The sequence below is a fragment of the Streptacidiphilus sp. MAP5-3 genome (assembly GCF_041262505.1).
GTDB lineage: Bacteria > Actinomycetota > Actinomycetes > Streptomycetales > Streptomycetaceae > Streptacidiphilus.
In genome coordinates, this window is sequence record NZ_JBGCCL010000001.1 from 1 (window position 1) to 26,078 (window position 26,078).

22 protein-coding genes and 1 pseudogene are annotated in these 26,078 nt (G+C 70.4%); 6 read left to right on the plus strand and 17 right to left on the minus strand.

From position 1 onward, the window contains the following. Positions 1 to 494: 494 nt before the first annotated feature. From ABH928_RS00005 to ABH928_RS00020, 4 genes are all read right to left on the minus strand, one after another. The gene (locus ABH928_RS00005; RefSeq protein WP_370060694.1) at positions 495 to 2,033 is read right to left on the minus strand and encodes a CoA-acylating methylmalonate-semialdehyde dehydrogenase; all 1,539 of its coding nucleotides are present in this window, start codon (positions 2,031 to 2,033) and stop codon (positions 495 to 497) included. A gap of 143 nt (positions 2,034 to 2,176) precedes the next feature. Continuing rightward, entirely contained in the window at positions 2,177 to 2,659 is a 483-nt protein-coding gene (locus ABH928_RS00010) for a hypothetical protein (protein ID WP_370060695.1), read from the minus strand. 247 nt (positions 2,660 to 2,906) lie between these two features. After that, positions 2,907 to 4,301, minus strand: coding sequence for an NAD(P)/FAD-dependent oxidoreductase (locus ABH928_RS00015; protein ID WP_370060696.1), 1,395 nt, complete (start codon positions 4,299 to 4,301; stop codon positions 2,907 to 2,909). A gap of 73 nt (positions 4,302 to 4,374) precedes the next feature. Next, positions 4,375 to 5,904, minus strand: a complete 1,530-nt coding sequence (locus tag ABH928_RS00020; protein ID WP_370060697.1) for a gamma-aminobutyraldehyde dehydrogenase — start codon at positions 5,902 to 5,904, stop codon at positions 4,375 to 4,377. A 271-nt stretch (positions 5,905 to 6,175) separates the two neighbouring features. On the opposite strand from ABH928_RS00020, the gene ABH928_RS00025 reads away from it, so the two are divergent. After that, positions 6,176 to 7,840 (plus strand): PucR family transcriptional regulator, encoded by a 1,665-nt coding sequence (locus ABH928_RS00025; protein ID WP_370060698.1) that lies wholly within the window; start codon positions 6,176 to 6,178, stop codon positions 7,838 to 7,840. Between the two features lie 55 nt (positions 7,841 to 7,895). Here the strand turns inward: ABH928_RS00025 and ABH928_RS00030 are convergent, their stop codons facing one another. After that, the gene (locus ABH928_RS00030; protein WP_370060699.1) at positions 7,896 to 9,332 is read right to left on the minus strand and encodes a gamma-aminobutyraldehyde dehydrogenase; all 1,437 of its coding nucleotides are present in this window, start codon (positions 9,330 to 9,332) and stop codon (positions 7,896 to 7,898) included. Between the two features lie 185 nt (positions 9,333 to 9,517). Here ABH928_RS00030 and ABH928_RS00035 point away from each other — a divergent pair, with 185 nt between their 5' ends. The 4 genes from ABH928_RS00035 to ABH928_RS00050 all read left to right on the plus strand — a co-directional run bounded on the left by ABH928_RS00035 (position 9,518) and on the right by ABH928_RS00050 (position 13,484). Further along, complete coding sequence (locus ABH928_RS00035) at positions 9,518 to 9,991, plus strand: Lrp/AsnC family transcriptional regulator (RefSeq protein ID WP_370060700.1); 474 nt, start codon at positions 9,518 to 9,520, stop codon at positions 9,989 to 9,991. Beyond that, positions 9,988 to 11,364: an aspartate aminotransferase family protein gene (locus tag ABH928_RS00040; protein WP_370060701.1), complete on the plus strand. Its 1,377-nt coding sequence runs from the start codon at positions 9,988 to 9,990 to the stop codon at positions 11,362 to 11,364. The genes ABH928_RS00035 and ABH928_RS00040 overlap by 4 nt, the downstream gene beginning before the upstream one ends. A gap of 255 nt (positions 11,365 to 11,619) precedes the next feature. Continuing rightward, on the plus strand, positions 11,620 to 12,372 hold the full coding sequence (locus ABH928_RS00045; RefSeq protein ID WP_370060702.1) for an ABC transporter ATP-binding protein: 753 nt from the start codon (positions 11,620 to 11,622) through the stop codon (positions 12,370 to 12,372). Beyond that, complete coding sequence (locus tag ABH928_RS00050; protein ID WP_370060703.1) at positions 12,354 to 13,484, plus strand: hypothetical protein; 1,131 nt, start codon at positions 12,354 to 12,356, stop codon at positions 13,482 to 13,484. Before ABH928_RS00045 ends, ABH928_RS00050 begins: the two co-directional genes overlap by 19 nt. Before the next feature lie 96 nt (positions 13,485 to 13,580). Here the strand turns inward: ABH928_RS00050 and rlmN are convergent, their stop codons facing one another. The 6 genes from rlmN to rpsB all read right to left on the minus strand — a co-directional run bounded on the left by rlmN (position 13,581) and on the right by rpsB (position 19,756). Next, positions 13,581 to 14,714, minus strand: coding sequence for a 23S rRNA (adenine(2503)-C(2))-methyltransferase RlmN (rlmN, locus tag ABH928_RS00055; protein ID WP_370060704.1), 1,134 nt, complete (start codon positions 14,712 to 14,714; stop codon positions 13,581 to 13,583). A gap of 109 nt (positions 14,715 to 14,823) precedes the next feature. Further along, positions 14,824 to 15,987: a phosphatidate cytidylyltransferase gene (locus tag ABH928_RS00060; protein WP_370061829.1), complete on the minus strand. Its 1,164-nt coding sequence runs from the start codon at positions 15,985 to 15,987 to the stop codon at positions 14,824 to 14,826. Positions 15,988 to 16,235: 248 nt separating this feature from the next. After that, complete coding sequence (frr, locus tag ABH928_RS00065) at positions 16,236 to 16,793, minus strand: ribosome recycling factor (RefSeq protein WP_196192489.1); 558 nt, start codon at positions 16,791 to 16,793, stop codon at positions 16,236 to 16,238. A 136-nt stretch (positions 16,794 to 16,929) separates the two neighbouring features. Continuing rightward, positions 16,930 to 17,679: a UMP kinase gene (gene pyrH, locus ABH928_RS00070; protein ID WP_370060705.1), complete on the minus strand. Its 750-nt coding sequence runs from the start codon at positions 17,677 to 17,679 to the stop codon at positions 16,930 to 16,932. A gap of 149 nt (positions 17,680 to 17,828) precedes the next feature. Beyond that, entirely contained in the window at positions 17,829 to 18,662 is an 834-nt protein-coding gene (tsf, locus tag ABH928_RS00075) for a translation elongation factor Ts (RefSeq protein WP_370060706.1), read from the minus strand. Between the two features lie 146 nt (positions 18,663 to 18,808). Continuing rightward, positions 18,809 to 19,756, minus strand: coding sequence for a 30S ribosomal protein S2 (rpsB, locus tag ABH928_RS00080; protein ID WP_370060707.1), 948 nt, complete (start codon positions 19,754 to 19,756; stop codon positions 18,809 to 18,811). A 454-nt stretch (positions 19,757 to 20,210) separates the two neighbouring features. On the opposite strand from rpsB, the pseudogene ABH928_RS00085 reads away from it, so the two are divergent. Continuing rightward, positions 20,211 to 20,600: pseudogene (locus ABH928_RS00085) on the plus strand (peptidoglycan DD-metalloendopeptidase family protein); the annotation flags it as partial. Between the two features lie 80 nt (positions 20,601 to 20,680). On the opposite strand, the gene ABH928_RS00090 reads toward ABH928_RS00085, so the two are convergent. From ABH928_RS00090 to ABH928_RS00115, 6 genes are all read right to left on the minus strand, one after another. Further along, positions 20,681 to 21,277, minus strand: a complete 597-nt coding sequence (locus tag ABH928_RS00090; RefSeq protein ID WP_370060708.1) for a TetR/AcrR family transcriptional regulator — start codon at positions 21,275 to 21,277, stop codon at positions 20,681 to 20,683. Positions 21,278 to 21,351: 74 nt separating this feature from the next. Beyond that, a complete protein-coding gene (gene whiG, locus ABH928_RS00095) occupies positions 21,352 to 22,179 on the minus strand; it encodes an RNA polymerase sigma factor WhiG (RefSeq protein ID WP_370060709.1) in 828 nt (275 codons plus the stop codon). 100 nt (positions 22,180 to 22,279) lie between these two features. Beyond that, complete coding sequence (dprA, locus tag ABH928_RS00100) at positions 22,280 to 23,488, minus strand: DNA-processing protein DprA (RefSeq protein WP_370060710.1); 1,209 nt, start codon at positions 23,486 to 23,488, stop codon at positions 22,280 to 22,282. A gap of 107 nt (positions 23,489 to 23,595) precedes the next feature. Further along, the gene (locus tag ABH928_RS00105; protein ID WP_370060711.1) at positions 23,596 to 25,206 is read right to left on the minus strand and encodes a YifB family Mg chelatase-like AAA ATPase; all 1,611 of its coding nucleotides are present in this window, start codon (positions 25,204 to 25,206) and stop codon (positions 23,596 to 23,598) included. Position 25,207: 1 nt separating this feature from the next. Beyond that, entirely contained in the window at positions 25,208 to 25,591 is a 384-nt protein-coding gene (locus tag ABH928_RS00110) for a YraN family protein (RefSeq protein ID WP_370060712.1), read from the minus strand. Positions 25,592 to 25,750: 159 nt separating this feature from the next. Then, complete coding sequence (locus ABH928_RS00115; protein WP_196192498.1) at positions 25,751 to 26,077, minus strand: DUF2469 domain-containing protein; 327 nt, start codon at positions 26,075 to 26,077, stop codon at positions 25,751 to 25,753. Between the last annotated feature and the right edge of the window lies 1 nt (position 26,078).

Consider the following 26,078-nt stretch of genomic DNA (forward strand, 5'->3'; position numbering starts at 1 on the left):
GTGAATGCTTTCCCGTAATCGGGACATCCGCGCAGAGCGGCACGACACCCACCGGAATAGGCGGACTCGTGCACAGCGTCCTCGCTGAAAATTTGTTCTCAAAAGTAACTGGCGTTGACTTTTGGCACGCTGTTGAGTTCTCAAGGAACGGACGCTTCCTTCAGCCCCGTTTCACCGGGCCCTCCGGGCGCTTCCTTCGTTTTCTACTCTATCAGAACGTTTCGGCCTTCGCTTTTCGCTCCGGCCCGTTCCGACGAGTGAAACTCTAGCTGGTTTCTCCGGCGTTAACCAAATCCACCAGCCGGTCCTGAAAAATGGCAGCACGAAAATGAATTCGTACGATCATCGGCTTCAGGGGGTTGGCTGCCTCCAGGTCCACGCGATGCACGCTGTGGACGAGACAACTCGGAGAACACTACAGGACCCGGAACGCAGATGCAAGTCCACGTTCCGGACCCTGTAGGCCGGAGATCCCCCGAAGGGGGGTCGCCCGATCAGGCGTTGGTCGGGAAGCCCAGGTTGATGCCGCCGTGGCTCGGGTCGAGCCAGCGCTGGGTCACGGCCTTGCTGCGGGTGAAGAAGTTGATGCCGTCCGGGCCGTAGGCGTGCAGGTCGCCGAAGAGCGAGGCCTTCCAGCCGCCGAAGGAGTAGTAGGCCACCGGCACCGGGATCGGCACATTGATGCCGATCATGCCGACCTCGACCTCGTTCTGGAAGCGCCGGGCCGCGCCGCCGTCATTGGTGAAGATGGCCGTGCCGTTGCCGTACGGGCTGTTGTTGATCAGCTGCAGGCCGTCATCGTAGGAGTCCACCCGCACGACCGAAAGCACCGGGCCGAAGATCTCGTCGTTGTAGACGGACATGCCGGGCTTGACGTGGTCGAACAGCGTCGGGCCCAGCCAGAAGCCGTCGACGGTGTCCTCGCCGTTGATGTCCTCGCCGTTGATGTCCTCGCCGTTGATCGGGTGCTTGCGGCCGTCGACGACCAGCTCGGCGCCGTCGGCCACGCCGGACTCCAGGTAGGAGGTGACCTTGTCCCGGTGGACGCCGGTGACCAGCGGGCCCATGTCGGAGTCGCCGTTGCAGCCGGGGCCGACCTTGAGGGTGGCCATCCGGGACTTGATCTTCTCGATCAGCTCGTCCGCGATCGGCTCGACCGCGACCAGGACGGAGATCGCCATGCAGCGCTCACCCGCCGCGCCGAAGCCGGCGTTGATCGCGGCGTCGGCGGCCAGGTCCAGATCCGAGTCCGGCAGGACCAGCATGTGGTTCTTGGCGCCGCCCAGCGCCTGGACGCGCTTGCCGTAGCGCGTGCCGTTCTCATAGACGTAGCGGGCGATCGGCGTGGAGCCGACGAACGAGACCGACTTGATGTCGGGGTGCTCCAGCAGGCGGTCGACCGCGACCTTGTCGCCGTGGACGACGTTGAAGACACCGTCGGGCAGACCGGCCTCCTTCCACAGCTCCGCGAGGAACTGCGCGGCGGACGGGTCCTTCTCCGAGGGCTTGAGGATGACGGTGTTGCCCGCGGCGATGGCGATGGGGAAGAACCACATCGGCACCATGGCAGGGAAGTTGAACGGCGAGATGATCGCGACCGGGCCGAGCGGCTGGCGGATCGAGTAGACGTCGATGCCGGTGGAGACCTGCTCGCTGAAGCCGCCCTTGAGCAGGTGGGAGATGCCGCAGGCCAGCTCCACGACCTCCTGGCCGCGCGCGATCTCGCCGAGCGCGTCCGAGTGCACCTTGCCGTGCTCGGAGACGATGATCGAGGCGAGCTCGTCCTTGCGCTCGTTGAGCAGCTCGCGGAACTTGAACAGCACGGTGGTGCGCTTGGCGAGCGAGGCCTGACGCCATTCGGAGAACGCCGAGACGGCAGCACTGACCGCCGCGTCCACCTCGGCGATGGTGGCGAAGTCGACCTGGCCGGTGACCCTGCCGGTCGCGGGGTCGTAGATGTCACCGCGGCGCGGGGCAGCGCCGGCCGTGGCCACGGCCTCGCCGCCGATCCAGTGGGTGATGTGCTTGCTCAACGTCTGCCTCCGAGTTCAGGCGGGGCACACAGAAGGCACACAGAAGACTTGCTCCGTGCGGTGTCGGTCCCGCTCTCTCTCCATTCTGTTTTCCCCTTCTCGGGCCCTCAATCGGCACGTTGTCGGACAATCCCCGGACTGCCTTACACCCCGTCGCCGCCGTTCCCCCGATCGGCCTCACCGACGACCAGCAGCGCCGCCGCCTCGTGCATGGCGAGCTCCAGCAGCACCGGATCGTTGAGCAGGCCGCTGCCGTCCGGGGGCACCAGCCAGCGCAGGCCTCGGCCAGCTCGGGAGGGGTGCGGGACGGCGAGCCAGGTGCCGGGCCCTGCGCTGCGCACGCCCGTGCCGACCCAGCGGGCGGCGGTGCCCGGCGGGACGAAGAATCCGAACCGGTAGTCGCCGAAGTCGACGAGCACCGGTCCGGGATCGCTGTCCAGGCGGAGCAGCACGTCGACGGTCAGCCGCCCGAGTTCGCCGGGCACGATCAGTACGTCCCAGAACCGCCCGGCCGGGAGCAGCGCGATGCCGAGGGCGCTGCGTTCCCACTCCCAGCGGGTTGCCTCCGGATCCGGTGCGGCGGCGGCCAACCATTCGACCGCGCCTCTGGCTTCGAGACTTCCCATCACCCTCGCCCTCCACGTCCGCCGGCTGGCACCCGGACGTGGCTGTCCCGGTGCCACCTTGAGAGAGCGGGTCGTGGTCCGGCTCTTACAGCGGTTTCGCACAATCGTTGAGGGCGACCGGCTCACAGGGACGAGAAGGCGCGTAAGAGCGCGAAAGCGGCGCACACCCGCTATAAGGTGTGCGCCGCCATGGACATGCCTATCGAAGGTCAGAAACGGACTCAGCTGTCGAAGTCCTCGAAGTTCGTCAGCTGTCGAACCCCAGACCGACCGCGTCCATCGTCTTCAGCCACAGGTTCCGCTTGCCCTCGTTGTGGTCGGCGCGGTCGAGCGACCAGCGGGTCATCTCGATGCCGAGCCACTTCACCGGTTCGGGCGGGAACGGAAGCGGCTTGCTCTTGACCATCTCCAGCTCGGTGCGCTCGGTCCGCTCACCGGCGAGCAGGTCGAGCATCACCTCCGCGCCGAACCGGGTCGCGCCGACGCCCAGGCCGGTGTAGCCGAGCGCGTAGGAGACTCGGCCCTTGTGCGCGGTCCCGAAGAAGGCCGAGAACCGGCTGCAGGTGTCGATCGCGCCGCCCCAGGCGTGGCTGAACCTCAGGCCCTCCAACTGCGGGAAGGCGGTGAAGAAGTGACCGGCCAGCTTGCGGTAGGTCTCGGGGCGGTGGTCGTACTCGTCCCGCACCTTGCTGCCGTAGTGGTAGACCGCGTCGTAGCCGCCCCAGAGGATGCGGTTGTCGGCGGAGATCCGGAAGTAGTGGAACTGGTTGTTGGAGTCGCCCAGGCCCTGACGGTTCTTCCAGCCGATCGCGTCGAGCTGCTCGGCCGAGAGCGGCTCGGTCATCAACGCGTAGTCGTAGACCGGCGCGAGGAACGTGCGCAGTCGCTTGACCAGGTTCGGGAAGATGTTGGTGCCCAGTGCCACGTGCCGGGCGAAGACGCGGCCGTAAGGGGTGCGGGCGGCCATGCCCGCGCCCTGCGGGGCGAGGTCGGTGGCCGGGGTGTGCTCGAAGATCCGCACGCCGAGATCGGTGCAGGCCTTCTTCAACCCCCAGGCCAGCTTGGCCGGGTGGACCATGGCCACGTCGTCGCGGTGCCAGACGCCGGCCAGGAAGGTCGGCGAGTTCACCTCCGCGCGGACCGCGTCCGCGTCGAGGAACTCGGCCTCGACGCCGTACTCGCGCATCTGCTCCACGCCCTCGCGCAGCTCCTCGACCTGGTGCGGCTCGGTGGCCACGTCCAGTTCGCCGGTGCGCTCGAAGTCGCAGTCGATGCCGTAGCGCTTGACGGCCGCCTCGATGGCGTCGAGGTTCTCGCCGCCCAGGCGCTCCAGCGTGCGGAGTTCGTTCGGCCAGCGCTCCAGGCCGTTGAAGAAGCCGTGGGTGAGGCTGGCCGCGCAGAAGCCGCCGTTGCGGCCGGAGGCGGCCCAGCCGATCTCCTTGCCCTCCACCAGGACCACGTCCAGGGAGGGGTCGCGCTCCTTGGCGATCAGCGCGGTCCAGAGGCCGGTGTAGCCACCGCCGACAACCAGCAGGTCGCAGTGGGTGTCGCCGACCAGGGCCGGCAGGTGCTCGGGCTTCGCGGGGTCCGCGAGCCAGAAGGGGGTGTACTGGACGTCGGCGAGCGAATGGGCCGGATCCATGTTCTCACTGCTTTCTTTGCCCCGGCGGCTTTGCTGCCACCGGGACGTAGCGGGTTGGAGAGTTCCGAACTGACTACCGGTCACCGAAGATGGTGCGGTGCCAGTCCTTGCGCGCGAGCGCGGTGATGTCCTGCATCACGTGCTTGACCTGCGTGTACTCGTCGAGCGAGTACTGCGACATGTCCTTGCCGTAGCCGGAGGCCTTGTAACCGCCGTGGGGCATCTCGCTGATGATGGGGATGTGGTCGTTGACCCACACGCACCCGGCCTGGATCTCGCGGGTGGCGCGCAGGGCCCGGTAGGTGTCGCGGGTCCACGCAGAGGCGGCCAGCCCGTAGGGGGTGTCGTTGGCGAGCCGCAGACCCTCCTCGTCGCTGTCGAAGGGCAGCACGACCAGGACCGGGCCGAAGATCTCCTGCTGGACCACCTCGGCGTCCTGGCCGACGCCGGTGATCAGCGTCGGGCGGTAGTACGCGCCGAGGGTGAGGTCGGTGCCGTCGTGGCCCTTCTCGGGGGTGAAGCCACCGGCGACGATGTTCGCGCCGTAGCCACGGGCGCGGTCGACGAACCCGGCGACCGAGTCGCGCTGGCGCAGCGAGACGAGCGGGCCGAGGTCGGTCTGCGGGTTGAACGGGTCGCCGAGGCGGACCGCCTCGAAGAGCTCGGCCACGCCCGCGACGAAGTCGTCGAAGAGCGCGCGCTGCACGTAGGCGCGGGTGGCGGCGGTGCAGTCCTGGCCGGTGTTGATCAGCGAGGCGGCGACCGCGCCGTGGACGGCGGCTTCCAGGTCGGCGTCGTCGAAGACCACGAAGGGGGCCTTGCCGCCGAGCTCCAGGTGGGTGCGCTTGACGGTCTGCATCGCGATCTCGCCGACCCGCTTGCCGACGCCGGTCGAGCCGGTGAAGGAGACCATCGAGACGTCGGCGTGGCCGATCAGGCGCTCGCCCGCGCTGCGGCCCTTGCCGGTGATCACGTTGACCACGCCGTCGGGGATGCCCGCGTCGCTGCAGGCCTGGGCGAACATCAGTGAGGTGAGCGGCGTCAGCTCGGCCGGCTTGAGCACGATGGTGTTGCCCGCGGCGATGGCCGGGAGGACCTTCCAGGCGGCCATCTGCAGCGGGTAGTTCCACGGCGCGATGGAGCCGACGACGCCGATCGCCTCGCGGCGGATCGAGGAGGTGTGCAGGCCGGACCACTCGCCGGAGGCCTTGCCCTCCAGGTTGCGGGCGGCGCCGGCGAAGAAGGCCGTGTTGTCGATCGTGCCCGGCACGTCGAACTCGGTGGTGAGCTTGATCGGCTTGCCGGACTGCGCGGACTCGACCCCGGCGAAGTCGTCGGCGCGCTCCGTCAGGATCGCGGCGAGCCTGGTCAGCGCCTCGCTGCGGGAGCCCGGCGTAGCACCGGACCACTCGGGGAAGGCGCGCTTGGCGGCGGCGACAGCCTCGTCGACGTCGGCGTCCGAGGCGAGGTCGACCCGCTGCACCAGGCCGCCGTCGGCGGGGCTGGTGACCTCGAAGGTCGTCTCCGAGGTGCCCCGGCGCAGGGCTCCGTCGATGTACTGGGCTCCGGCGTCGAAGCGATCGCCGACGATGGTCCGGTCCATGGGTATCTCTCCTCGGGAGCATGCAGGGGCGGCGTGCCCATCCTGCGACGATGCCCCGTTCGCAAGGGGCCGGGCAAGCGACAGTGTGCAAGGCGGATCGCCTCCGGAATGACATGATGACAAGCCCGTGGGCGAAAGCCTGGCAATGACACCTCGTTGCCGGAATCCTGTCCTCGCCTGACACTATGAAGGCGTCCCCGCCACCCTTTTCCCGCCGCCTGCCCGCCGACCCTTCCAGGGTCGCCCAGGCTCTCCACCTCGAAGGATGCGCATGTTCCCCACCGTCGCCCGGGTCCTGGAACTGGACGTGGTCAGCCGCGGTCTGCCCGAGGTCGTGGCCGGGCGGGAGCATCTGGAACGCCCGGTGCGCTGGGTGCACGTCAGCGAGCTCGCCGACGTGGCCGGGGTGCTGCAGGGCGGCGAGCTGATCCTGACCACCGGCATCGCGCTGCCCGAGGACCGCGAGGGTCTGGCCCGCTACGTCCGCGAGCTCGCCGACATCGGCGCGGCGGGTCTGGTCGTCGAGTTCGGGCGCCGCTACTTCGACAACCTGCCGCGCGCCCTGGTCCACGCCGCCGAGCAGCGCGGCCTGCCGCTGATCGTGCTCCGGCGCGAACTGCGCTTCGTCGCGGTCACCGAGGCGGTCCACGCGCTGGTCGTCAACGCGCAGTTGGAGGAGCTGCGGGCGTCCGAGGAGATCCACCAGACCTTCAACGAGCTTGCGGTGGAAGGCGCGGAGCCCGTCGAGGTGGTCCGCGAGGTGGCCCGGATGGCGGGTGAGCCGGTGGTGCTGGAGAACCTCTCGCACCAGGTCCTCACCTACGACACCGCCGGGCAGAGCGCCCAAGTGGTGCTCGCCGGCTGGGAGTCGCGCTCACGCGGGGTCCGCACGAACGGGCGCACCGGCCACGACCCGCGAACGGGCTGGCTGGTCACCTCGGTCGGCGCGCGCGGCCACGACTGGGGCCGGTTGGTGCTGATCGGCTCCCCCGGCTCGGCGGCGGAGGACGCGGTTCCGGAGGCGGCTTCGCACCGGCACACCATGCTGCTGGAGCGCGCGGCGGCGACGCTGGCCCTGAACCGGCTGATGGTCCGCGACCGGGAGACCCTGGAGCGGCAGACCCACCGCACGCTCCTCTCCGGCATCCTGACGCACGCGCTCACCGTCTCCGACGTGGCGCTGCGCGCCTCCGCGCTGGGCGTCCAGCTGGAAGGCCGACGGCTGGTGGGCGTGGTGCTGCGGCAACGACGCGGGCCGCTGGCCGCCGCGCTGGAGGCGCAGGCACGGCTGCGCGACTTCACCGAGACGGCCGCTGCGGCCGTCCGCGAGCGCCGCCTTGTGGCGTTGGTCGGCGCGCTGGACGACGAGGCGGTCGGCCTGCTGGTCTCGCTCGGCTCCAAGGACGACGAGCACACCGCGCTGGAAGGCTTCGCGGGCTCGCTGCGCCGCCTGGTCAAGGAGCAGGAGGACGGCGCCGAGCCGGTGATCGCCGTCGGCTCCTCGGTGGGCTCGGTCCGCGACGCCCGCCGCACCCTGGTCGAGGCGACCCAGGTCGCCGACGCCGCCCTGCACGACTCCCCCGGCACCTCGGGCGCCCGCTCCGCCTCCTACTACCGCCTCCCGGACGTCCGCCTCCGCGGCCTGCTCCACCTGCTCCGCGACGACGCCCGCCTGCAGACCTACGTGGAACGCGAGTTGGGCCCGCTGCTGGCCTACGACGCGGAGCACAACAGCCAGTTGATCGCGATGCTCCGCATCTACCTCGAACAGGGCCGCAACAAGTCCGCCGCCGCGGACGCCGCCCACCTCTCCCGGCCCTCGTTCTACGACCGGCTGCACAAGGTCGAGAAGGTCCTCGGCGTCGACCTCGACCAGGTCGAGTCCTGCCTCTCCCTCCACGTCGCGCTGCTGGCACTCGACGCGGTCCGACGATGACGCGTGAGGGGGCGCGGGGCCCAAGCCCCGCACCCCCTCACGGAGCGTCAGATGATCAGCCCTCGATGGACGTCATCACGTGCTTGATGCGGGTGTAGTCCTCGAAGCCGTAGGCGGAGAGGTCCTTGCCGTAGCCGGACTTCTTGAAGCCGCCGTGGGGCATCTCGGCGACCAGCGGGATGTGGGTGTTGATCCACACCGCGCCGAAGTCCAGGCGCTTGGACATGCGCATCGCGCGGGCGTGGTCCTTGGTCCACACCGAGGACGCGAGCGCGAACTCGACGCCGTTGGCGTTGCGGACGGCCTCGGCCTCGTCGGAGAACTTCTGCACGGTGATGACCGGGCCGAAGACCTCGTTCTGGATGATCTCGTCGTCCTGCTTGAGGCCGGAGACGACGGTCGGGGCGTAGAAGTAGCCCTTGTCGCCGACGCGGTGGCCACCGGCCTCGACCCTGGCGTGGGCCGGGAGGCGGTCGATGAAGCCGGTCACCTGGGCCAGCTGGTTGGCGTTGTTCAGCGGGCCGTAGAGCACGTCCTCGTCGTCCGGCTGCCCGGTCTTCGTCTCAGCGGCGGCCTTGGCCAGCTGGGCCACGAACTCGTCGTGGATCGACTCGTGCACCAGCACGCGGGTCGCGGCGGTGCAGTCCTGGCCGGCGTTGAAGTAGCCCGCGACGGAGATGCCCTCGACGGCGGCCGGGATGTCGGCGTCCTCGAAGACCACGACCGGGGCCTTGCCGCCCAGCTCCAGGTGGACCCGCTTGACGTCCTTGGCCGCGGAGGCGGCGACCTGGATGCCGGCGCGGACCGAACCGGTGATGGAGGCCATCGCCGGGGTCTCGTGCTCGACCATCGCGCGGCCGGTCTCGCGGTCACCGCAGATGACGTTGAAGACACCCGCGGGGAGGATCTCGCCGATGATCTCGGCGAGCAGCACGGTGGAGGCCGGGGTGGTGTCGGACGGCTTCAGCACGACGGTGTTGCCCGCGGCGATCGCCGGGGCGAACTTCCACACGGCCATCATCATCGGGTAGTTCCACGGCGCGACCTGGGCGCAGACGCCGACCGGCTCACGGCGGATGATCGAGGTCATCCCCTCCATGTACTCGCCGGCCGACTTGCCCTCCAACATCCGCGCGGCACCCGCGAAGAAGCGGATCTGGTCCACCATCGGGGGAATCTCCTCCGAGGCGGTCAGCGCGAGCGGCTTACCGGTGTTCTTGGACTCGACGGCGATGAGCTCCTCGGCCCGCGCCTCGATCGCGTCGGCGATCTTCAGCAGGGCGAGCTGGCGCTGCGAAGGGGTCGTGTCGCGCCAGGCCTCGAACGCCGTGGCCGCGGCGGCCATCGCCGCGTCGACGTCGGCCTGGGCCGACAGCGGGGCGGTGGCGTAGACCTCACCCGTCGTCGGGTCGATGACCTCGGTGGTACGGCCGTCGGCCGCATCCGTGAACGCGCCGTTGATGTAGTTGCGCAGCTTCAGAAGCTCGCTCACTTCGGACTCTCCTCGACTTCTGACGGGGGCGACATCGTCCTTGGCATCGCCGTGCGGCCAAGAGTAGCTCTGTGCTGCGGTTATCGACAGGCCTGGGCGATGACAACGATGGATTCGGTATCGATTTCAAGCTTTCGCGACGGAATCACTTGCGAACGCGCGATCGATCAGGCAAGGTGAGCGTTGTGGCCAACCGTGACCGGAACGGCAGCGTTCCACTCGACTCCGTCTCCAAGGCGATCATCGAACAGCTGCAGGAGGACGGCCGCCGCGCGTACGCGACCATCGGCAAGGCCGTCGGCCTGTCGGAGGCGGCCGTGCGGCAGCGCGTCCAGAAGCTGCTCGACCAGGGTGTCATGCAGATCGTCGCGGTGACGGATCCGCTGACTGTCGGTTTCTCCCGCCAGGCGATGCTCGGCATCACCGTGGAGGGTGACATCGAGCCCGTCGCCGACGCGTTGGCCGCCATGGACGAGGTGGACTACGTCGTGGTCACCGCAGGCTCGTTCGACCTGATGGCCGAACTGATCTGCGAGGACGACGAACACCTCCTCGACCTCATCAACAAGCGCATCCGCTCGCTTCCCGGCGTGCGGAGAACCGAGAGCTTCGTTTACCTGAAACTCCGGAAACAGACCTACACCTGGGGTACCCGATGAGCGCCGACCCGGTCGCCAAGGACCTGTCCAAGTCCGCCTACGACCACCTGTGGATGCACTTCACCCGCATGTCGTCGTACGAGAACAACCCTGTGCCGACCATCGTGCGCGGCGAGGGCGAGTACATCTTCGACTCCAACGGTCGCAAGTACCTCGACGGCCTCGCCGGCCTGTTCGTGGTCCAGGCCGGTCACGGCCGCAAGGAGCTGGCCGAGGTCGCCCGGAAGCAGGCCGAGCAGCTGGCCTTCTTCCCGATCTGGAGCTACGCCCACCCGGCCGCCATCGAGCTGGCCGAGCGTCTGGCGAACTACGCCCCCGGTGACCTGAACAAGGTCTTCTTCACCACCGGTGGTGGCGAGGCCGTCGAGACCGCGTGGAAGCTGGCCAAGCAGTACTTCAAGCTCACCGGTGAGCCCACCAAGTACAAGGTGATCTCCCGCGCGGTGGCCTACCACGGCACCCCGCAGGGCGCCCTGTCGATCACCGGTCTGCCGGCCCTGAAGGCCCCCTTCGAACCGCTGGTCCCGGGCACCCACAAGGTCCCCAACACCAACATCTACCGCGCCCCGCTCTTCGGCGACGACCCGGTGGCCTACGGCCGCTGGTGTGCCGACCAGATCGAGCAGGAGATCCTGTTCGAGGGCCCGGAGACCGTCGCCGCCGTCTTCCTCGAGCCGGTCCAGAACGCCGGTGGCTGCTTCCCGCCGCCGCCCGGATACTTCCAGCGCGTGCGCGAGATCTGCGACCAGTACAACGTGCTGCTGGTCTCGGACGAGACGATCTGCGCCTTCGGCCGTCTCGGCACCATGTTCGCCTGTGACAAGTTCGACTACATCCCCGACATCATCACCTGCGCCAAGGGCATGACCTCGGGCTACTCCCCCATCGGTGCGGCGATCATCTCCGACCGTCTGGCGGAGCCGTTCTACAAGCAGGACAACACCTTCCTGCACGGCTACACCTTCGGTGGCCACCCGGTCTCCTCCGCGGTGGCGCTGGCCAACCTCGACCTGTTCGAGCGCGAGGGCCTGAACAAGCACGTCCTGGAGAACGAGAACGCGTTCCTCACGACGCTGCAGAAGCTGCACGACCTGCCGATCGTCGGCGACGTCCGCGGCAACGGCTTCTTCTACGGCATCGAGCTGGTGACCGACAAGGCCACCAAGGCCTCGTTCACCGACGAGCAGTGCGAGCGCGTGCTCTACGGCTTCCTGTCGAAGGCGCTCTTCGACGCCGGCCTGTACTGCCGCGCCGACGACCGTGGCGACCCGGTCATCCAGCTCTCGCCGCCGCTGACCGCGGACCAGTCGACCTTCGACGAGATCGAGCAGATCCTCCGCGGCGTGCTCACCGAGGCGTGGACCAAGCTGTAGGCCTTCCCGCTGTCGGCCTTCGCGCTGCAGGCCCTTGCGCCGTAAGCCTTTCGGCCCAGCAGTGTGGGACTTCCTGTGACACCCTCCGCCCAGGGCGGCTCCGACCACTCCGGTCGGAGCCGCCCTGCGGCGTTTGCCCGACGTGCGGGCGCTCGATCGAGTGATCATCGCGACACGACGTCAGAAACGCCACGCAACCGGCGTCGGCCTGTCTCGTTCTAGTCTGTGAGCCACCAACTCGCAGCGGAGGAAGACGTGAGCGTCGCCCCACCGGACAACGACGTGCTGTGGGCACGGGCGCTGGTCAAGTCGCACCACGGCACGCCCGCCCTGCGCAGCGTCTCCCTCGGCGTGCGCGAGGCCGAGGTGCTGGCCGTGGCCGGCCCGCGCGGCAGCGGCAAGTCCACGCTGCTCGACTGCCTGAGCGGGATGCAGCCGGTCGACGAGGGTGAGATCTGGTTCAACAGCTCCCCCGTGCACACCCTGGGCCGCGCCGGACGCGAGCGGCTGCGCCGGGAGCGCTTCGGCTGGGTCGGTCCCGAGCCGCAGCTGGTCCCCGAGCTGAACGCGCGGGAGAACGTCGCCCTGCCCATGCTGCTGGCCGGGCAGCCCCGCAAGGTCGCGGCCACCGCCGCGAGCGAGTGGCTGGAGCGCCTCGACGTCGCCGACTGCGCCAAGCGCCGCCCCGCCGAACTGCTGCAGGACCAGCGCCAGCGGATCGCGGTGGCCCGCGCCCTCGCTCCCGCGCCCGCCGTGGTCTTCGCCGACGAGCCGACCGCACCGCTGCACCGCGAGTCACAGGACCAGGTGCTGCGGATACTGCTTGCCGCGTCGCGGTCGCACAAGATCACCCTTATTCTGGCCACACACGACGCGAGCGTGGCCAGGTACGCCAACCGGGTGGCGGTGATGGCCGACGGACGGCTCGCCCAACCTGTCGACGCCCGGGACGCCGTCGCGCTGAGCGAGCTGGAAGAGGACGCCCGCACGTGTTCTACCTCCGTGTAGCGCGCGGCTATCGCGCGCTCGACCTGCTGCGCTGGTTCCTCACCAGCGTGGCCTCGGCCGTCGTCGCCGCGCTGCTGCTGCGTGCACTCGGACGCGCGCTCTCGGAGAGCGCACCGACCCCCGCCGGTCCGGCGCTGGACCGGCTGCTGTGGTGCCTGCCGCCGCTGGCGGGCGTCGCGTATCTGGCCGCCGCCTGGGCGCGGGCCCTCCCTTTGCAGCAGCCCGAGCGCGTCGCCGGGCTGGTCGCGGCGGGCGTCGGCCCGGTGCGGCTGCGCTTGCTGCTGGCCGGGGAGATGGCGTTGGCCTGCGCCTTCGGTGCACTGCTCGCGCTGGGCGGCTTCCTGCTGCTGCGCGGCAACGTGGTGCAGCTGATGCCCGAGGGCAGGCTCAACGCCGCACTGGGCGTGGACGGCAGCCTGCCGATCGCGGGAACGCTGACGCTGCTGGCGCTCATCCCGCTGCTCGGCGGGGTGGCCGCGGCCGCTGCGGTGCGGACGTCGGACGTGGTTCCGGTCGACGGCTCCGACCAGCCGCAGCGGCGGCCGACACCACGGCACATCGCCCTGGCAGCCGGTCTTCCGGCACTGGGGACGCTCATCGTGGTGACCGCCGTGCGGGTGAACGCCGCCCAGGCAGCAGCGGTCGGCTGGGTGATCGCGGTGGTCGGCATCGCGATCGCCGTCCCGGTCCTCCTCTACGGCGCGGGCCAGGCTCTGGCCTGGCACCGGCCGCGGGCCTCGCGGCTGCTGGCGGGCCGCGGACTGCAGGCGCAGGCGTGGCGTCTGGGCACCCCGCTCGCCGTGCTCGCGGTCGCGGGCTCGGTCGGCACGGCCGCGGCGGTGCACTACACGTCCGGCGGCCACAAGGCGGTCGGGCCGCTGCCGGCGATCGAGGCCGGCCTGGTCGCCCTCTGCGTCCTCGGCGCGCTGCTGACCCGTCTCGCCGAGCTCGCGGGTGCCCACCGCGCCGCCTACCTGCCACTCCGCCGCATGGGCGCGCCGACCTCGACGCTGCAGGCGTCGGTCGCGCTGCGGACCGCCGCGGCCGGCGTGGTGGTCCTGGCAGCGGGCGCGGGCGCGGGTGTGCTCGCGGCAGCTGCGCTGGGTGCCTGAACCCTGCCGCCGGGCAACTGACGCCGCATCATCCGCACGCGAGAGGCCCCCGGGAGCGTGGATGCTCCGGGCTGCCTTCTCGCGTGCGGTCCGAGGTCAGCCTGCGGCGGCCAGCTGGCCGCAGGCGCCGTCAATCTCCTGGCCGCGGGTGTCGCGGACGGTGACGGGGACACCGTGGGACTGGAGGCGACGCACGAACTCGCGCTCGTCCTCGGGCCGGGAGGCGGTCCACTTGCTGCCCGGGGTCGGGTTCAGCGGGATCAGGTTGACGTGGACGTTGTGGTTCTTCAACAGCCGGCCCAGCAGGTCCGCACGCCAGGCCTGGTCGTTGATGTCCTTGATCAGCGCGTACTCGATGGAGACCCGACGCCCGGACTTCGCCGCGTAGTCCCATGCCGCGTCCAGGACGTCGCCGACCTTCCAGCGCGTGTTGACCGGCACCAGCTCGTCACGGAGCTCGTCGTCCGGCGCGTGCAGGGAGACGGCGAGGCGCACGCTCAGGTTCTCCTCCGCCATCCGGTTGATCGCGGGGACCAGGCCGACCGTGGAGACGGTGATGCCGCGCTGCGACAGACCGAAGCCGGAAGGAGCCGGGTCGCAGAGGCGGTGGATCGCGGCGATGACCCGCTTGTAGTTGGCCAGCGGCTCGCCCATGCCCATGAAGACCACGTTGGAGAGCCGGACCGCGCGCGCCTCGCCGTCCTCGCCGTCCTTCACGCCGCCGAAGTCGCCCGCCTTGATCGCGCGCATGCCCGCGGCGATCTGCTCGACGATCTCGGCGGTCGACAGGTTGCGGGTGAGACCCGCCTGACCTGTCGCGCAGAAGGGGCAGTTCATGCCACAGCCGGCCTGCGAGCTGATGCACATGGTCACCCGGTCCGGGTAGCGCATCAGCACCGACTCGACCAGCACGCCGTCGAAGAGCTTCCAGAGCGTCTTGCGGGTGGTGTCGTCGTCGCAGGAGACGTGCCGCACCTCGGTCATCAGCTCCGGCAGCAGCGCCTCAGCCAGCTTCTCGCGGGACGCGGCGGGGATGTCGGTCCACTCCTCCGGGCGCCCGGAAAGACGGCCGAAGTACTGGCGCGACAACTGGTCGGCGCGGAAGGGCTTCTCGCCCAACGCGACGATCGCCTCCTTCCGCTCGGCGGCGGAGAGGTCGGCAAGGTGACGCGGGGGCTTGGCACCGCGGGGCGCGACGAAGGTGAGTTCACCGGGGAGTGGCTTAGGCATGATTTCCCCAGTGTCTCAGGTCGGAGACGGTCTCCGGAAATGTCCCAGTCGGAAATGCCGCAGGCCCTGCCCGGGAGGGGCGGGGCCTGCGCAGGGGAACGGGTGGGGCTCAGCCCGCGCCGACGAAGCCGACCAGGACCAGCCAGACGACCGGTGCCGTCGGCAGCAGCGAGTCGAGCCGGTCCATGATGCCGCCGTGGCCGGGCAGCAGCGTGCCCATGTCCTTGATGCCGAGATCGCGCTTGATCATCGACTCGCCCAGGTCGCCCAGGGTGGCGCTGACCGCGACGCACGCGCCGAGGACGAGGCCCTGCCACCAGGTGCCGTGGGTGATGAAGAACTGCATGCCCACCGCACCGGCGGCCATGCAGAGCAGGACGCCGCCGACCAGGCCCTCACGGGTCTTGCCGGGGCTGATCCTCGGGGCGAGCTTGTGGCGGCCGAAGCGGGAGCCGGCCGCGTAGGCGCCGGTGTCGCTGCAGATGGTCAGCACCAGGAAGAGCGCCACGCGCTGCGGCCCGTCGTCCGCCGCGAGCATCAGCATCACGAAGGTGGCCAGGAACGGCACGTAGAAGGCGGTGAAGATGCCCGCCGTCACGTCCCGCAGGTAGTTCTCCGGCGGCTCGGTCATCCGCCAGACCAGCACCGCGAGGCTGGTCAGCGCGAGCGCCACCACCGCCGCCTCGGGCCCGCCGAGGTACGCGGCGACCTCCATCGCGGCGCCGCCGACCAGCAACGGGATCAAGGGCACGCGGATGCCCTTGGCCTCCGTGAGCCGGGTGGTCAGCTCCCACATGCCGACACTGGCCGCGGCGACCACCACACCGACGAAGAGCCACTTGACCACGAACAGCGAGGCCACGATGACCACGCCAAGGCCGAGACCGACCCCGATCGCGGCACGCAGGTCGCGACCGGCCTTGCCGGCAGGCTTCGGCTGCGCGGGCTCCGCCGGGCCACCGGGCCGACCGGGCTGCTGGCCGGGCTGGCCGGGCTGGCCGGGCTGGCCGGGCTGGCCGGGCTGGCCCGGGTTACCGTGCGGCCCCGGAGACCCCTGCGGTCCTTGAGGTCCCTGCTGCGCGTACTGGCCGGACTGGTTGTACTGCCCGCCCGGGTTGCCCTGGTTGGCCTGGCTGCCCTGGTCGTACTGCCCGTACTGGCCGTACGCGTCGTACTGCCCGTACTGGCCGTGGCCGGGCGGCGTCGGCTGCCCGGTCGGCCCCGAGGGCTGCCCGGTGGACGCGGCGAGCGGCTGCTCGGGCACGGGGGGCATGTACTGAGTGTGCGCCATGCCGTCATCGCTGTGCGAAACGAAGGGCTGCTGCTGGTGGGCCGGGTGACCGGCCGGACCGACCTGCGGGTGCAGGTCGGTCAGCGGCGGGTCGGTCACCGGCGGCAGCCACGTGGTCGCCTGGTCGTCGCCGAGCGGCGTCGATCCCTCCGACGGCGTTCCGTGGCCCTGTGCGTGGGCCCCGGCACTCGTGTCTCCAAGAGTGGGCCCCCAGAAGGAGTCGTCGTTCATCAGACTTCGAGCAGCTCGGCTTCCTTGTGCTTGAGCAGCTCGTCCACCTGGGCGACGTACCGCCCGGTGACGTCGTCGAGCTCCTTCTCGGCGCGGCGGACCTCGTCCTCGCCCGCCTCGCCGTCCTTGACCAGCTTGTCGAGCGTGTCCTTGGCCTTACGGCGGACGGCGCGGATGGAGATCTTGGCGTCCTCGGCCTTGTTACGGGCCACCTTGATGTACTCCTTGCGCCGCTCCTCGGTGAGCTGCGGGAAGTTCACGCGGATGATCGACCCGTCGTTGCTCGGGTTGACGCCGAGGTCCGAGTTGCGGATCGCCTCCTCGATGACGCGCAGCGAGCTCTTGTCGAACGGCGAGACGACCGCCATCCGCGGCTCCGGCACCGAGAAGGACGCCAGCTGGTTGATCGGGGTCATCGTGCCGTAGTACTCCGCCACGATCTTGGCGAACATCGCGGGGTGCGCACGGCCGGTGCGGATCGCGGCGAAGTCGTCCTTGGCAACCGTGACGGTCTTCTCCATCTTCTCCTCGGCCTCGAGGAGGGTCTCTTCGATCACAATCTGCTCCTGTCCGGGCGGCCCGGTCTCGAACCTGCTGGTCGTGCTGTTCGGATGGTGCTGCGCGTTGCTGGTAGTGCTACTGCTCCGGCCGGGACGTGTCCATCCCCTGCGGCAGTCCGCCCCTGCGGGCGTCTCAGGCCGACGGAGCGTCGCTGCTGATCAGTGTGCCGATCTTCTCACTGCGGACGGCGCGGGCGATATTGCCCTCCTTCAGCAGTTCGAAGACCCGGATCGGCAGATTGTTGTCCTTGCACAGGGTGATCGCGGTCAGGTCGGCGACCTTGAGGTCCCTGGCGATCACCTCGGAGTATTCCAGGGAGTCGAACTTGACGGCGTCCGGGTTGGTCCGCGGGTCGGAGTCGTAGACACCGTCGACGCCGTTCTTGCCCATCAGCAGGACCGAGGCGTGGATCTCCAGCGCCCGCTGGACGGCGGTGGTGTCGGTGGAGAAGTAGGGCATGCCCATACCGGCGCCGAAGATCACGACGCGGCCCTTCTCCAGGTGCCGCACGGCGCGCAGCGGCAGGTAGGGCTCGGCGACCTGGCCCATGGTGATCGCCGTCTGGACCCGGGTCTCCACGCCTTCCTTGTTGAGGAAGTCCTGGAGCGCCAGGCTGTTCATCACGGTGCCGAGCATGCCCATGTAGTCGGACCGGGCCCGGTCCATACCACGCAGCTGCAGCTCGGCGCCGCGGAAGAAGTTGCCGCCGCCGATGACGACGGCCACCTCGGTGCCGCCTCGGACCACGGTCGCGATCTCGCGCGCGATGGCGTGGACCACGTCGGGGTCGACGCCCAGGCCGCCTCCGCCGGCGAACGCCTCGCCGGAAAGCTTGAGCAGCACGCGGCGTCGCGTACCCCCCTCGTCAGCGGACTTCTGCATCGGACCCTCCTTGAAGCACAGGTACACAAGAAGAGGCCACTGCCGCGGGCACCGGTTCGGTTACCTGCACGGCAGTGGCCTCCTCGTCGTTCTCACGACTCACATCGTAGGGGCTGGCCGGGGCCTGCCCCGTCGCTCGATCGCAGGGATCAGGCGCCGACGCGGAAGCGGGCGAAGCGGACCAGCTTGACGCCGGCCTCGTCCAGGATCTTCTGGACGGTCTTCTTGTTGTCCTTGGCGTAGGCCTGGTCCAGGACCGCGTTCTCCTTGACGAAGCCGGTCACGCGACCCTCGACGATCTTCGGCAGGGCGGCCTCGGGCTTGCCCTCCTCGCGAGCGGTGGCCTCGGCGATGCGGCGCTCGTTGTCGAGCACCTCGGCCGGGATGTCCTCACGGGACAGGTAGGTCGGGCCGAAGGCGGCGATGTGCTGCGCGACGCCCTTGGCCACCTCCTCGTTCTCGCCGTCCAGCTCGACCAGGACACCGATGGCCGGCGGCAGGTCCGGGTCGGTGCGGTGCATGTAGACGTTGACGTAGGCGCCACCGGTGAACTGGGCGAAGCGGCGGAAGACGATCTTCTCGCCCAGGCTGGCGTTGGCCTCGTCCACGAACTGCTGGACGGTCTTGCCGGGCTCGATCTCGGCAGCCAGGGCGGCGTCGATGTCGGCCGGGGAGGTCTTGGCGACGAAGGCGGCCAGCTCGTTGGCGACGGCCACGAACTTGCCACCCTTGGCGACGAAGTCGGTCTCGCAGTTCAGCTCGACCAGGACGCCGGAGGTGCCCTCGATCAGGGAGACGACGGCGCCGTTGGAGGCGTCGCGGCCCTCACGCTTGGCAACGCCCTTCTGGCCCTTGATGCGGAGCAGCTCGACGGCCTTGTCGACGTCGCCCTCGGCCTCCTCGAGCGCCTTCTTGCAGTCCATCATCCCGGCGCCGGTGAGCTCACGGAGCTTCTTGACGTCCGCGGCGGTGAAGTTCGCCATGGTTCCTGAATCTCTTCTCGCGTGTCGCGTTGTCTGGGAAGTGAGCGAAGCTCGCGATCAGCTGCCTTGTGGGCAGCGTCGCGATCGTTCGACACACGGGAGGGGTACGTCGGCGCTCGCCGCCGTACCCCTCCCGATCAGGCGTTTCAGGCCTGCTCGGCCTCGGCGGCGGGCGCCTCGGTCGCAGCAGTCTCAGCCTCGGCGGCGGGCGCCTCGGTGACGGCGGCCTCAGCGGCGGGGGCCTCGGCCTCGGCGGCGGGCGCCTCGGTCGCAGCAGCCTCGGCGGCGGGGGTCTCGGCCTCGGCGGCCTTCTTCTCGGCACCGGCGAGCTGCTCGAGCTCCCACTCGGCCAGCGGCTCGGCCGCACCGGCGTCGGCCGGCTTGACGTCGCCCTTGGCAGCGCCGGAGCGGGCCATCAGGCCCTCGGCGACGGCGTCGGCAACCACGCGGGTCAGCAGGGTGACCGAACGGATGGCGTCGTCGTTGCCCGGGATCTTGTAGTCGACCTCGTCGGGGTCGCAGTTGGTGTCGAGGATCGCGACGACCGGGATGTGCAGCTTGCGAGCCTCGCCGACGGCGATGTGCTCCTTCTTGGTGTCGACGATCCACACGGCGGACGGCACGCGCTGCATGTCGCGGATACCGCCGAGGGTCTTCTCCAGCTTCTCGTACTCGCGCTGGAGGACGAGGAGCTCCTTCTTGGTGAGCCCGGAGCCGGGCACATCCGTGAAGTCCATCTCGCCGAGCTCCTTGAGGCGCTGCAGACGCTTGTAGACGGTGGAGAAGTTGGTCAGCATGCCACCGAGCCAGCGCTGGTTGACGTAGGGCATGCCCACGCGCGCGGCCTGCTCGGCGATGGCCTCCTGGGCCTGCTTCTTGGTGCCGACGAAGAGGACGGAACCGCCGTGGGCGACCGTCTCCTTGACGAACTCGTAGGCGCGGTCGATGTAGTTCAGCGACTGCAGCAGGTCGATGATGTAGATGCCGTTGCGCTCCGTGAAGATGAAGCGCTTCATCTTCGGGTTCCAACGACGGGTCTGGTGACCGAAGTGGACGCCGCTCTCCAGCAGCTCCCGCATCGTGACGACGGCCATGGCCGTACTCCTTGAAATTGCTCGGTTGTCCGCCAAGGCCGGTGGCCGAGGCGCCTGACGCCCTGGTTCGTGCCGGTTCCTGGGGCTCCTGCGCGGCTTCCCGCAAGGAGGTTGTCCGAGGACCGAGCGGCACTGCGCCGGAGGACCGGCGCTGGGCGTGCGAAGTCGACCCGGCACGCCGGGTCGCGAATGAAGTGTACGGGAAGGTCCGGACGCGGAGCGACTCGCGGCCAGGCCTGGGCTCACTCGTCCGGGTGGCGGAGTTTTCCACAGCGGGCGGTTGTCCACAGGACGCCTGCCGCGGGTGGGCGTTGTCGGGCCCGGAGAGCAGAGTTCGGGCATGGCGCACAGCACTCGCACCGGTGGTCCCTGCACCTCCGTCGTTCCGCAGTCGCAGTCGTGTTCGCGGGGGCGGCGGTTGCTGCTGGTCCTCGGGCTGGTGCTCTGGGTCGCGATGGCTGCGCTCGGGACGCCGGGGAACGCTCATGACCAGGGCAGCGGCCGGCGGGGCTGGGCTGCGGGCGGGCAGTTGGTGCGGCCGTTGCCGACGGGCGGCACGTTGTCGGACGTGCTGCGCCGCTTCGATCCGCCGCCGGTGCGGTGGGCGGCGGGGCATCGTGGGGTCGACCTGGCCGCGGCGCCGGGCACGCCGGTGCGCTCGGTGCGGCCGGGGGTGGTCTCGTTCGTCGGCGTGATCGCCGGCAAGCCGGTCGTCGCGGTCGAGCTCTCGGGCACCGGCTCACCGCCGCTGCGGACCACCTTCGAACCGGTGACGGCAACGGTCACCGTTGGGCAGTCCGTGGGCGCCGGTCAGGAGCTGGGCACGGTCGCGGACCACGGCGGTCACTGCTCGGGCAGCTGCCTGCACTGGGGATTGCTGCGCGGCCACCACTATCTCGACCCGCTCGCGCTGGTGTCCGTCGGTCAGGCCCGACTGCTGCCGCTGACCCCGTCCAGCACCAGGGCCACGGCTGCGTCGATCACCACGTCCGGCTTCTCGACGGCGTCGCCGAGCTCCAGACGCTTGGCGGCGGCCTCGACGGTCCCCTGGAGCAGCGACGCGGCGAGTGCGGGGCTCGGATGGCCGAGCTCGGTCAGCGCGACGACGATCGGGCCGACCAGCTGTCCGTGCGCGGCACGGATCCGTTCGCGGGCGGCGTCGTCCAACTCCATGGCGGAGATCGCAGCGATCGCGCGGTGCCGCGGGTCTCCGGCCAGGGTGAGCTGGGCGCGGACGTACGCTTCCACGCGCGCCGCCGGGGTCGGCTGACCCGCCACGGCCTCGGCCACTTCGACGGCCCATGCCGGGAAGTCGACCGCGCAGAGCTCCTCGACGACGCCCGCGCGGGACTTGAAGTACTCGTAGACCGAGGACCGCGCCAGGCCGGTCCTGGCAGCGAGGTTGGGGAAGGTCAGCGCCTCCATGCCGCCCTCCGCCAGCAGTTCGCGGGCGGCGGCGAGCAGGGCGTCACGCTGCAGCCGACGGTGTTCCACGAGGGTGGCAGCTCGAATCTTCGGCACGGGGCAAGGGTAGCCAAGGACTCTGTGAACCGGTTCTGCCGCACCTCCGGGCGCTGGGCCCGCGAGCATCCGGTTCAGCGGGCGTCGGAGAGCTTGGCGCGGAGCTGGAGCACGGCCTTGGTGTGGATCTGGGAGACCCGACTCTCGGTGACCCCGAGGACCTGGCCGATCTCCGCGAGGGTCAGCCCCTCGTAGTAGTACAGGCTGACCACGGTTTTCTCCCGCTCCGGCAGCGTGTTGATCGCGCCGGCCAGCAGCCGCCGCACCTCGCGGCTCTCGGCGACCTCCTCGGGGTCGTCGGCCGCGGTGTCGACCAGCGTGTCGACAAGGCTGCCGCGGGCGTCGCCGCCCTCGCCCGAGCCGTGCAGGAGCTCGTCCAGGGCGACCACGTTGGCCAGCGACAGCTGGCTGAAGATGCCGTGGAGCTCCTCGACCTGGATGCCCATGGCCGCCGCCACCTCGGAGTCCCCCGGCGTGCGCCGCAGGCTGACCTCGAGGGTGGCGTAGGCCCGCTCGACCGCACGGGCCTTCTGCCGGATCGAGCGCGGGATCCAGTCCAGCGCCCGCAGTTCGTCGATGATCGCGCCGCGGATCCGGCTGATCGCATAGGTCTCGAACTTGATGGCCCGGTCCGGGTCGAACTTCTCGATCGCGTCGATCAGCCCGAAGACGCCGGAGGAGACGAAGTCCGCCTGCTCGACATTGGCCGGCAGGCCGACGCCGACGCGTCCGGCGACGTACTTGACCAGCGGCGAGTAGTGCAGGATCAGCTGCTCCCGCAGGCGCGGGTCGCTCGACTGCTTGTAGGCATGCCAGAGCTCGTCCACCGTGCGCACCCGCGCGTTGCGCGGGCCGGGGATGCTGCGGGGCTCCCCTGTGGGGGAGCTGGCGTAGCTGGGCATGCTTCGTCGTGAGCCGTTCTACCGATCCATTGGGCGATCCATTGGGCCATTCAACGGAACGGTTGTGAGCGTAGCGTCACCGGATGGTTTCCGAGCGCTATCAGGACCCCTTGCACGCCGGATTCAGTCTCCAGTGCGCCCCCAGACGTTCGACCATGCCGAGCGAGACCAACTCGTAGAGCCGCTGCAGCACCACGTCGGGGGCCAGCAGCGAGCGTTGGACCAGCGACTCCACGGTTGTTCCGCGCGACGAGGCGGGCAGTGATTCGAGCACGCGCAGTGTCTCGGGAGCCAGCGCGTCCCGCAGGCGTTCACGCCCCTCCGGAGTGGCGGCGAGGTCGGTGCCGATCTCGCCGATCTGTTCGACGATCTCGGCATGGTCGCTGACCAGGACCGCGCCCTCGCGGATCAGCGCGTGCGTCCCTGCGGAGAGCGAACTGGTGGCCGTACCCGGGACAGCCATCACATGCCGGGCCAACTCGCCCGCCCAGCGGGCCGTGTTGAGCGACCCGCTGCGTCGGGCGGCTTCGACCACGACCGTCCCGCGCGTCAATGCGGCGATCAGGCGGTTGCGTTGGAGGAACCTCGGCCGGTTCGGGTGCGCGCCGAGTGGCAACTCGCTGAGCAGCAGGCCGCTTTCACTGATACGGCGCAGCAACTGGTCGTTGGAGCGCGGGTAGGCCTGGTCGACGCCGCAGGCCAGCACCCCGATGGTCGGTCCCGACACGGCGAGCGCGCCCCTGTGGGCGGCGGCGTCCACGCCGTAGGCGGCTCCCGAAACGACCGTCCAGCCGCGCTCCGCCAGAGCGGCGGCGAGGTCGGCGGCCATCCGCTGCCCGTAGCCCGTGCAGGCACGGGCCCCGACCACGGCGACCGAGCGCACCGCCAGGACCCGCAACGCGGCGCTGCCGCGCGCCCACAGGGCGACCGGTCGCACCGGCCCGAGGTCGTCCAGCTGCGACGGCCAGGCAGCCTCGCCGGGGCAGATCAGCCGCGCTCCGATCAGCCGGCCGTGGGCCAACTCCCGTGCGCCGTCGGGCGGAGCGACGCCCACGGGCAACCCGCGGACCAGGCGGGCGAGCGCGCCCTGCGGCCCGAGCTCCTCGATCAACCGCCCGGCCCGCTCGTCCCCCGGCTCGACGATCCGCCCGAGCGCGGCCCTGGCGACGCGCCCCGGGGTGTCGGGGAGGTCGGATGTCTCGGTGACGGCAGCCTCAGGCGTGGCCTTGGAGGTGACCTCGGGGGTGGCCACGGCCAGGGGTTCGTCGAGGGGTTCGTCGAGCAGCGCCGGCTGATGAACGAGGGTCATGGAGGCTCCCTGGGCGGGGGTGTGGGGCGGAGGGGGTGGGCACCGTGCCGAAGGCTCGCTTCTGGACGAACCCCGGCACGGTGCCGGTCTCTGGGGGTGACGAAAGGTCAGAAACGCGGCTCGGCCAGGGGCGCGTCGCGGATGTGCGCGCCACGGAGGGCGAGGGCGGTGCGGACGTGGGTGCGGTCGGGGCGGTCCGCGCCCGCGAGGTCGGCCGCCGTCCAGGCGACACGGACCACGCGGTCCAGGCCGCGTGCGGTAAGGAAGCCGCGCTCCATCTCGCGCTCCGCGTCCTGGAGGGCGCCAGGGCCGAGCGGATAGCGGGTGCGGAGCTCGTGGCCGGGGACCTCGCCGTTGACCCGCCACGGGGTCTCGGCGTAGCGGGCCGCAGCCCGCTCGCGCGCGGCGAGGACGCGGGCGGCCACCACCGCCGTCGACTCCGCCGAGGACTCCTGCTGCAGCAGCTGGACCCGGCTGACCGCGTCGACCTCGACCCGAAGGTCGACGCGGTCCAACAACGGGCCGCTGAGCCGGGCTTGGTAGCGCGTGACCATGGTGGGCGTGCACTCGCAGGCATCGCCGCGACGGGACCACCGGCCGCACGGACACGGGTTGGCCGCGAGCAGCAGCAGGAACCGTGCCGGGAGTCGGAGCGAACCTGCGGACCGGGCGACGACGACCTCGCCCGACTCCAGCGGCTGGCGCAGCGCGTCGAGGACCCGGACCGAGAACTCCGGTGCCTCGTCCAGGAACAGCACGCCTCGGTGAGCCAGGGACGCCGCCCCGGGCCGGGGCAGTCCACTGCCGCCGCCGACGATCGCGGGCATCGTCGTCGAGTGGTGCGGAGCGCAGTACGGGGCCTGCTGGACGAGCGGGCGGCCCACCGGGAGCAGGCCGGCGATCGAGTGGATCGCGGTGACCTCCAGCGCCTCGCGTCGGCCCAGCGGCGGGAGGATGCCGGGGAGCCGCTCGGCCAGCATCGTCTTGCCCGCGCCCGGCGGGCCCTTCAGGAAGAGGTGGTGCGCCCCGGCCGCGGCCAACTCCAGGGCGCGCCGCGCCTCGAACTGACCCGCAACGTCGGCGAGGTCCTTCTTCCAGCCGCCCACGTCGAACTGACGGACACCCAGACCCGGAAGTGAGAGACCCGCCAGCGCGGGATCGGGCCCCGTCGAGCCGAGCTGCTCGGGCGGCTCCTCCGGCTCCGGCTCGCCGCAGAGAAGGGCGATCAGCTGACGCAGGGAGCGCACCGGCAGCACCTCCACGCCGGGCACCAGCGCCGCCTCGGCCGCAGTCGCCTCGGCGACCGCGACGCGGTCGTACCCCGCGTCGACCGCCGCCAGCACGGCGGGCAGCACGCCGCGCACCGGGCGGGCCCGGCCGTCGAGACCGAGTTCACCGACGAGCAGCAGCCGCTCGATCGTCTCGGGCCGGAGCCGCTCCGCGGCCGCGAGCACCGCGCAGGCGATGGCGAGGTCGAAACCGGAACCGCTCTTGGGGACGGAGGCGGGCGAGAGACCCACGGTGAGCTTCTTGAGCGGCCACTTCTCGCCGCTGTTGACCACGGCCGCGCGCACCCGGTCGCGCGACTCGTTGACGGCCTTGTCGGGCAGCCCCACGATCGTGAACGCGGCCAGCCCCGGCTCCAGGTCCGCCTGGACCTCGACCACCACGCCGTCCACGCCCAGCAGGGACACCGCTCCGGTGCGGGCGAAGGCCATCTCAGCCCACCGCCCCGCGCAGGTGCGTGATCCGGGCCGGACCACGTCGGCCGTGGACGACGCAGATCACGTCGACCCGGACGCCGCCCGGTGGCGGCGGGCCGGACCAGCACTCGGCGAGCCAGCGCTCCGCCAGCGCGAGCAGCCGCTCCGCCTTGACCTCGCCGACGGCCTCGGCCGGGCTCTGTGCGCCGTGCTCGCTTCGGGTCTTCACCTCGCAGACGGCGAGCGCCGGGCCGCCCGGCTGAGGGTCCAGGGCGACGATGTCGAGCTCGCCGGCGCGGCAGCGCCAGTTCCGGGCCAGGACGTGCAGGCCCGCGGCTTCGAGATGGCGGGCGGCGGCCTGCTCGCCGTAGCGGCCGAGGGCCTGGGTGCGTGCGGTCATGTCGGTCACCTCCGCCGAGAAATCTCCCGGTTGCGGAGGTGCCGGGCCAGCGGGTCGTCGCCGACCTGTGGACAACCCCGGGCTGTGGAAAACGCCGCCACCCTGCCAGGTGAAACCGATGCGCGGCGGGGGACACGCGCCCGCGCCGCGCCTACCGACCTACCGGCCGAAGCCCGCGTCGTCCTGCGGCAGCTCCAGCTCGCTCTTGGCCAGCTCCTCGACGTTGACGTCCTTGAAGGTGAGCACCCTGACCTGGCGGACGAAGCGGGCCGGACGGTACATGTCCCACACCCAGGCGTCGGCCATGGTGACCTCGAAGAAGACCTCGCCCTGCAGCGAGTGCACCTTCAGCTCGTAGTCGTTCGTCAGGTAGAAGCGCCGCTCGGTCTCGATGACGAACTTGAACAGCCCGACGACATCTCGATACTCGCGGTAGAGCTTGAGCTCCATCTCGGTCTCGTACTTTTCGAGATCCTCGGCACTCATC

What these genes read in the sequence shown, in the direction of transcription:
- ABH928_RS00060 (WP_370061829.1), bottom strand. Translation starts at nt 15,987, where the DNA reads ATGCCCCCCGTGCCCGAGCAGCCGCTCGCCGCGTCCACCGGGCAGCCC.
- ABH928_RS00025 (WP_370060698.1), top strand. Translation starts at nt 6,176, where the DNA reads ATGTTCCCCACCGTCGCCCGGGTCCTGGAACTGGACGTGGTCAGCCGC.
- ABH928_RS00015 (WP_370060696.1), bottom strand. Translation starts at nt 4,301, where the DNA reads ATGGATCCGGCCCATTCGCTCGCCGACGTCCAGTACACCCCCTTCTGG.
- ABH928_RS00115 (WP_196192498.1), bottom strand. Translation starts at nt 26,077, where the DNA reads ATGAGTGCCGAGGATCTCGAAAAGTACGAGACCGAGATGGAGCTCAAG.
- dprA (WP_370060710.1), bottom strand. Translation starts at nt 23,488, where the DNA reads ATGACCCTCGTTCATCAGCCGGCGCTGCTCGACGAACCCCTCGACGAA.
- ABH928_RS00110 (WP_370060712.1), bottom strand. Translation starts at nt 25,591, where the DNA reads ATGACCGCACGCACCCAGGCCCTCGGCCGCTACGGCGAGCAGGCCGCC.
- ABH928_RS00020 (WP_370060697.1), bottom strand. Translation starts at nt 5,904, where the DNA reads ATGGACCGGACCATCGTCGGCGATCGCTTCGACGCCGGAGCCCAGTAC.
- ABH928_RS00040 (WP_370060701.1), top strand. Translation starts at nt 9,988, where the DNA reads ATGAGCGCCGACCCGGTCGCCAAGGACCTGTCCAAGTCCGCCTACGAC.
- ABH928_RS00105 (WP_370060711.1), bottom strand. Translation starts at nt 25,206, where the DNA reads ATGGCCTTCGCCCGCACCGGAGCGGTGTCCCTGCTGGGCGTGGACGGC.
- pyrH (WP_370060705.1), bottom strand. Translation starts at nt 17,679, where the DNA reads ATGCAGAAGTCCGCTGACGAGGGGGGTACGCGACGCCGCGTGCTGCTC.
- whiG (WP_370060709.1), bottom strand. Translation starts at nt 22,179, where the DNA reads ATGCCCAGCTACGCCAGCTCCCCCACAGGGGAGCCCCGCAGCATCCCC.
- rlmN (WP_370060704.1), bottom strand. Translation starts at nt 14,714, where the DNA reads ATGCCTAAGCCACTCCCCGGTGAACTCACCTTCGTCGCGCCCCGCGGT.
- ABH928_RS00010 (WP_370060695.1), bottom strand. Translation starts at nt 2,659, where the DNA reads ATGGGAAGTCTCGAAGCCAGAGGCGCGGTCGAATGGTTGGCCGCCGCC.
- tsf (WP_370060706.1), bottom strand. Translation starts at nt 18,662, where the DNA reads ATGGCGAACTTCACCGCCGCGGACGTCAAGAAGCTCCGTGAGCTCACC.
- rpsB (WP_370060707.1), bottom strand. Translation starts at nt 19,756, where the DNA reads ATGGCCGTCGTCACGATGCGGGAGCTGCTGGAGAGCGGCGTCCACTTC.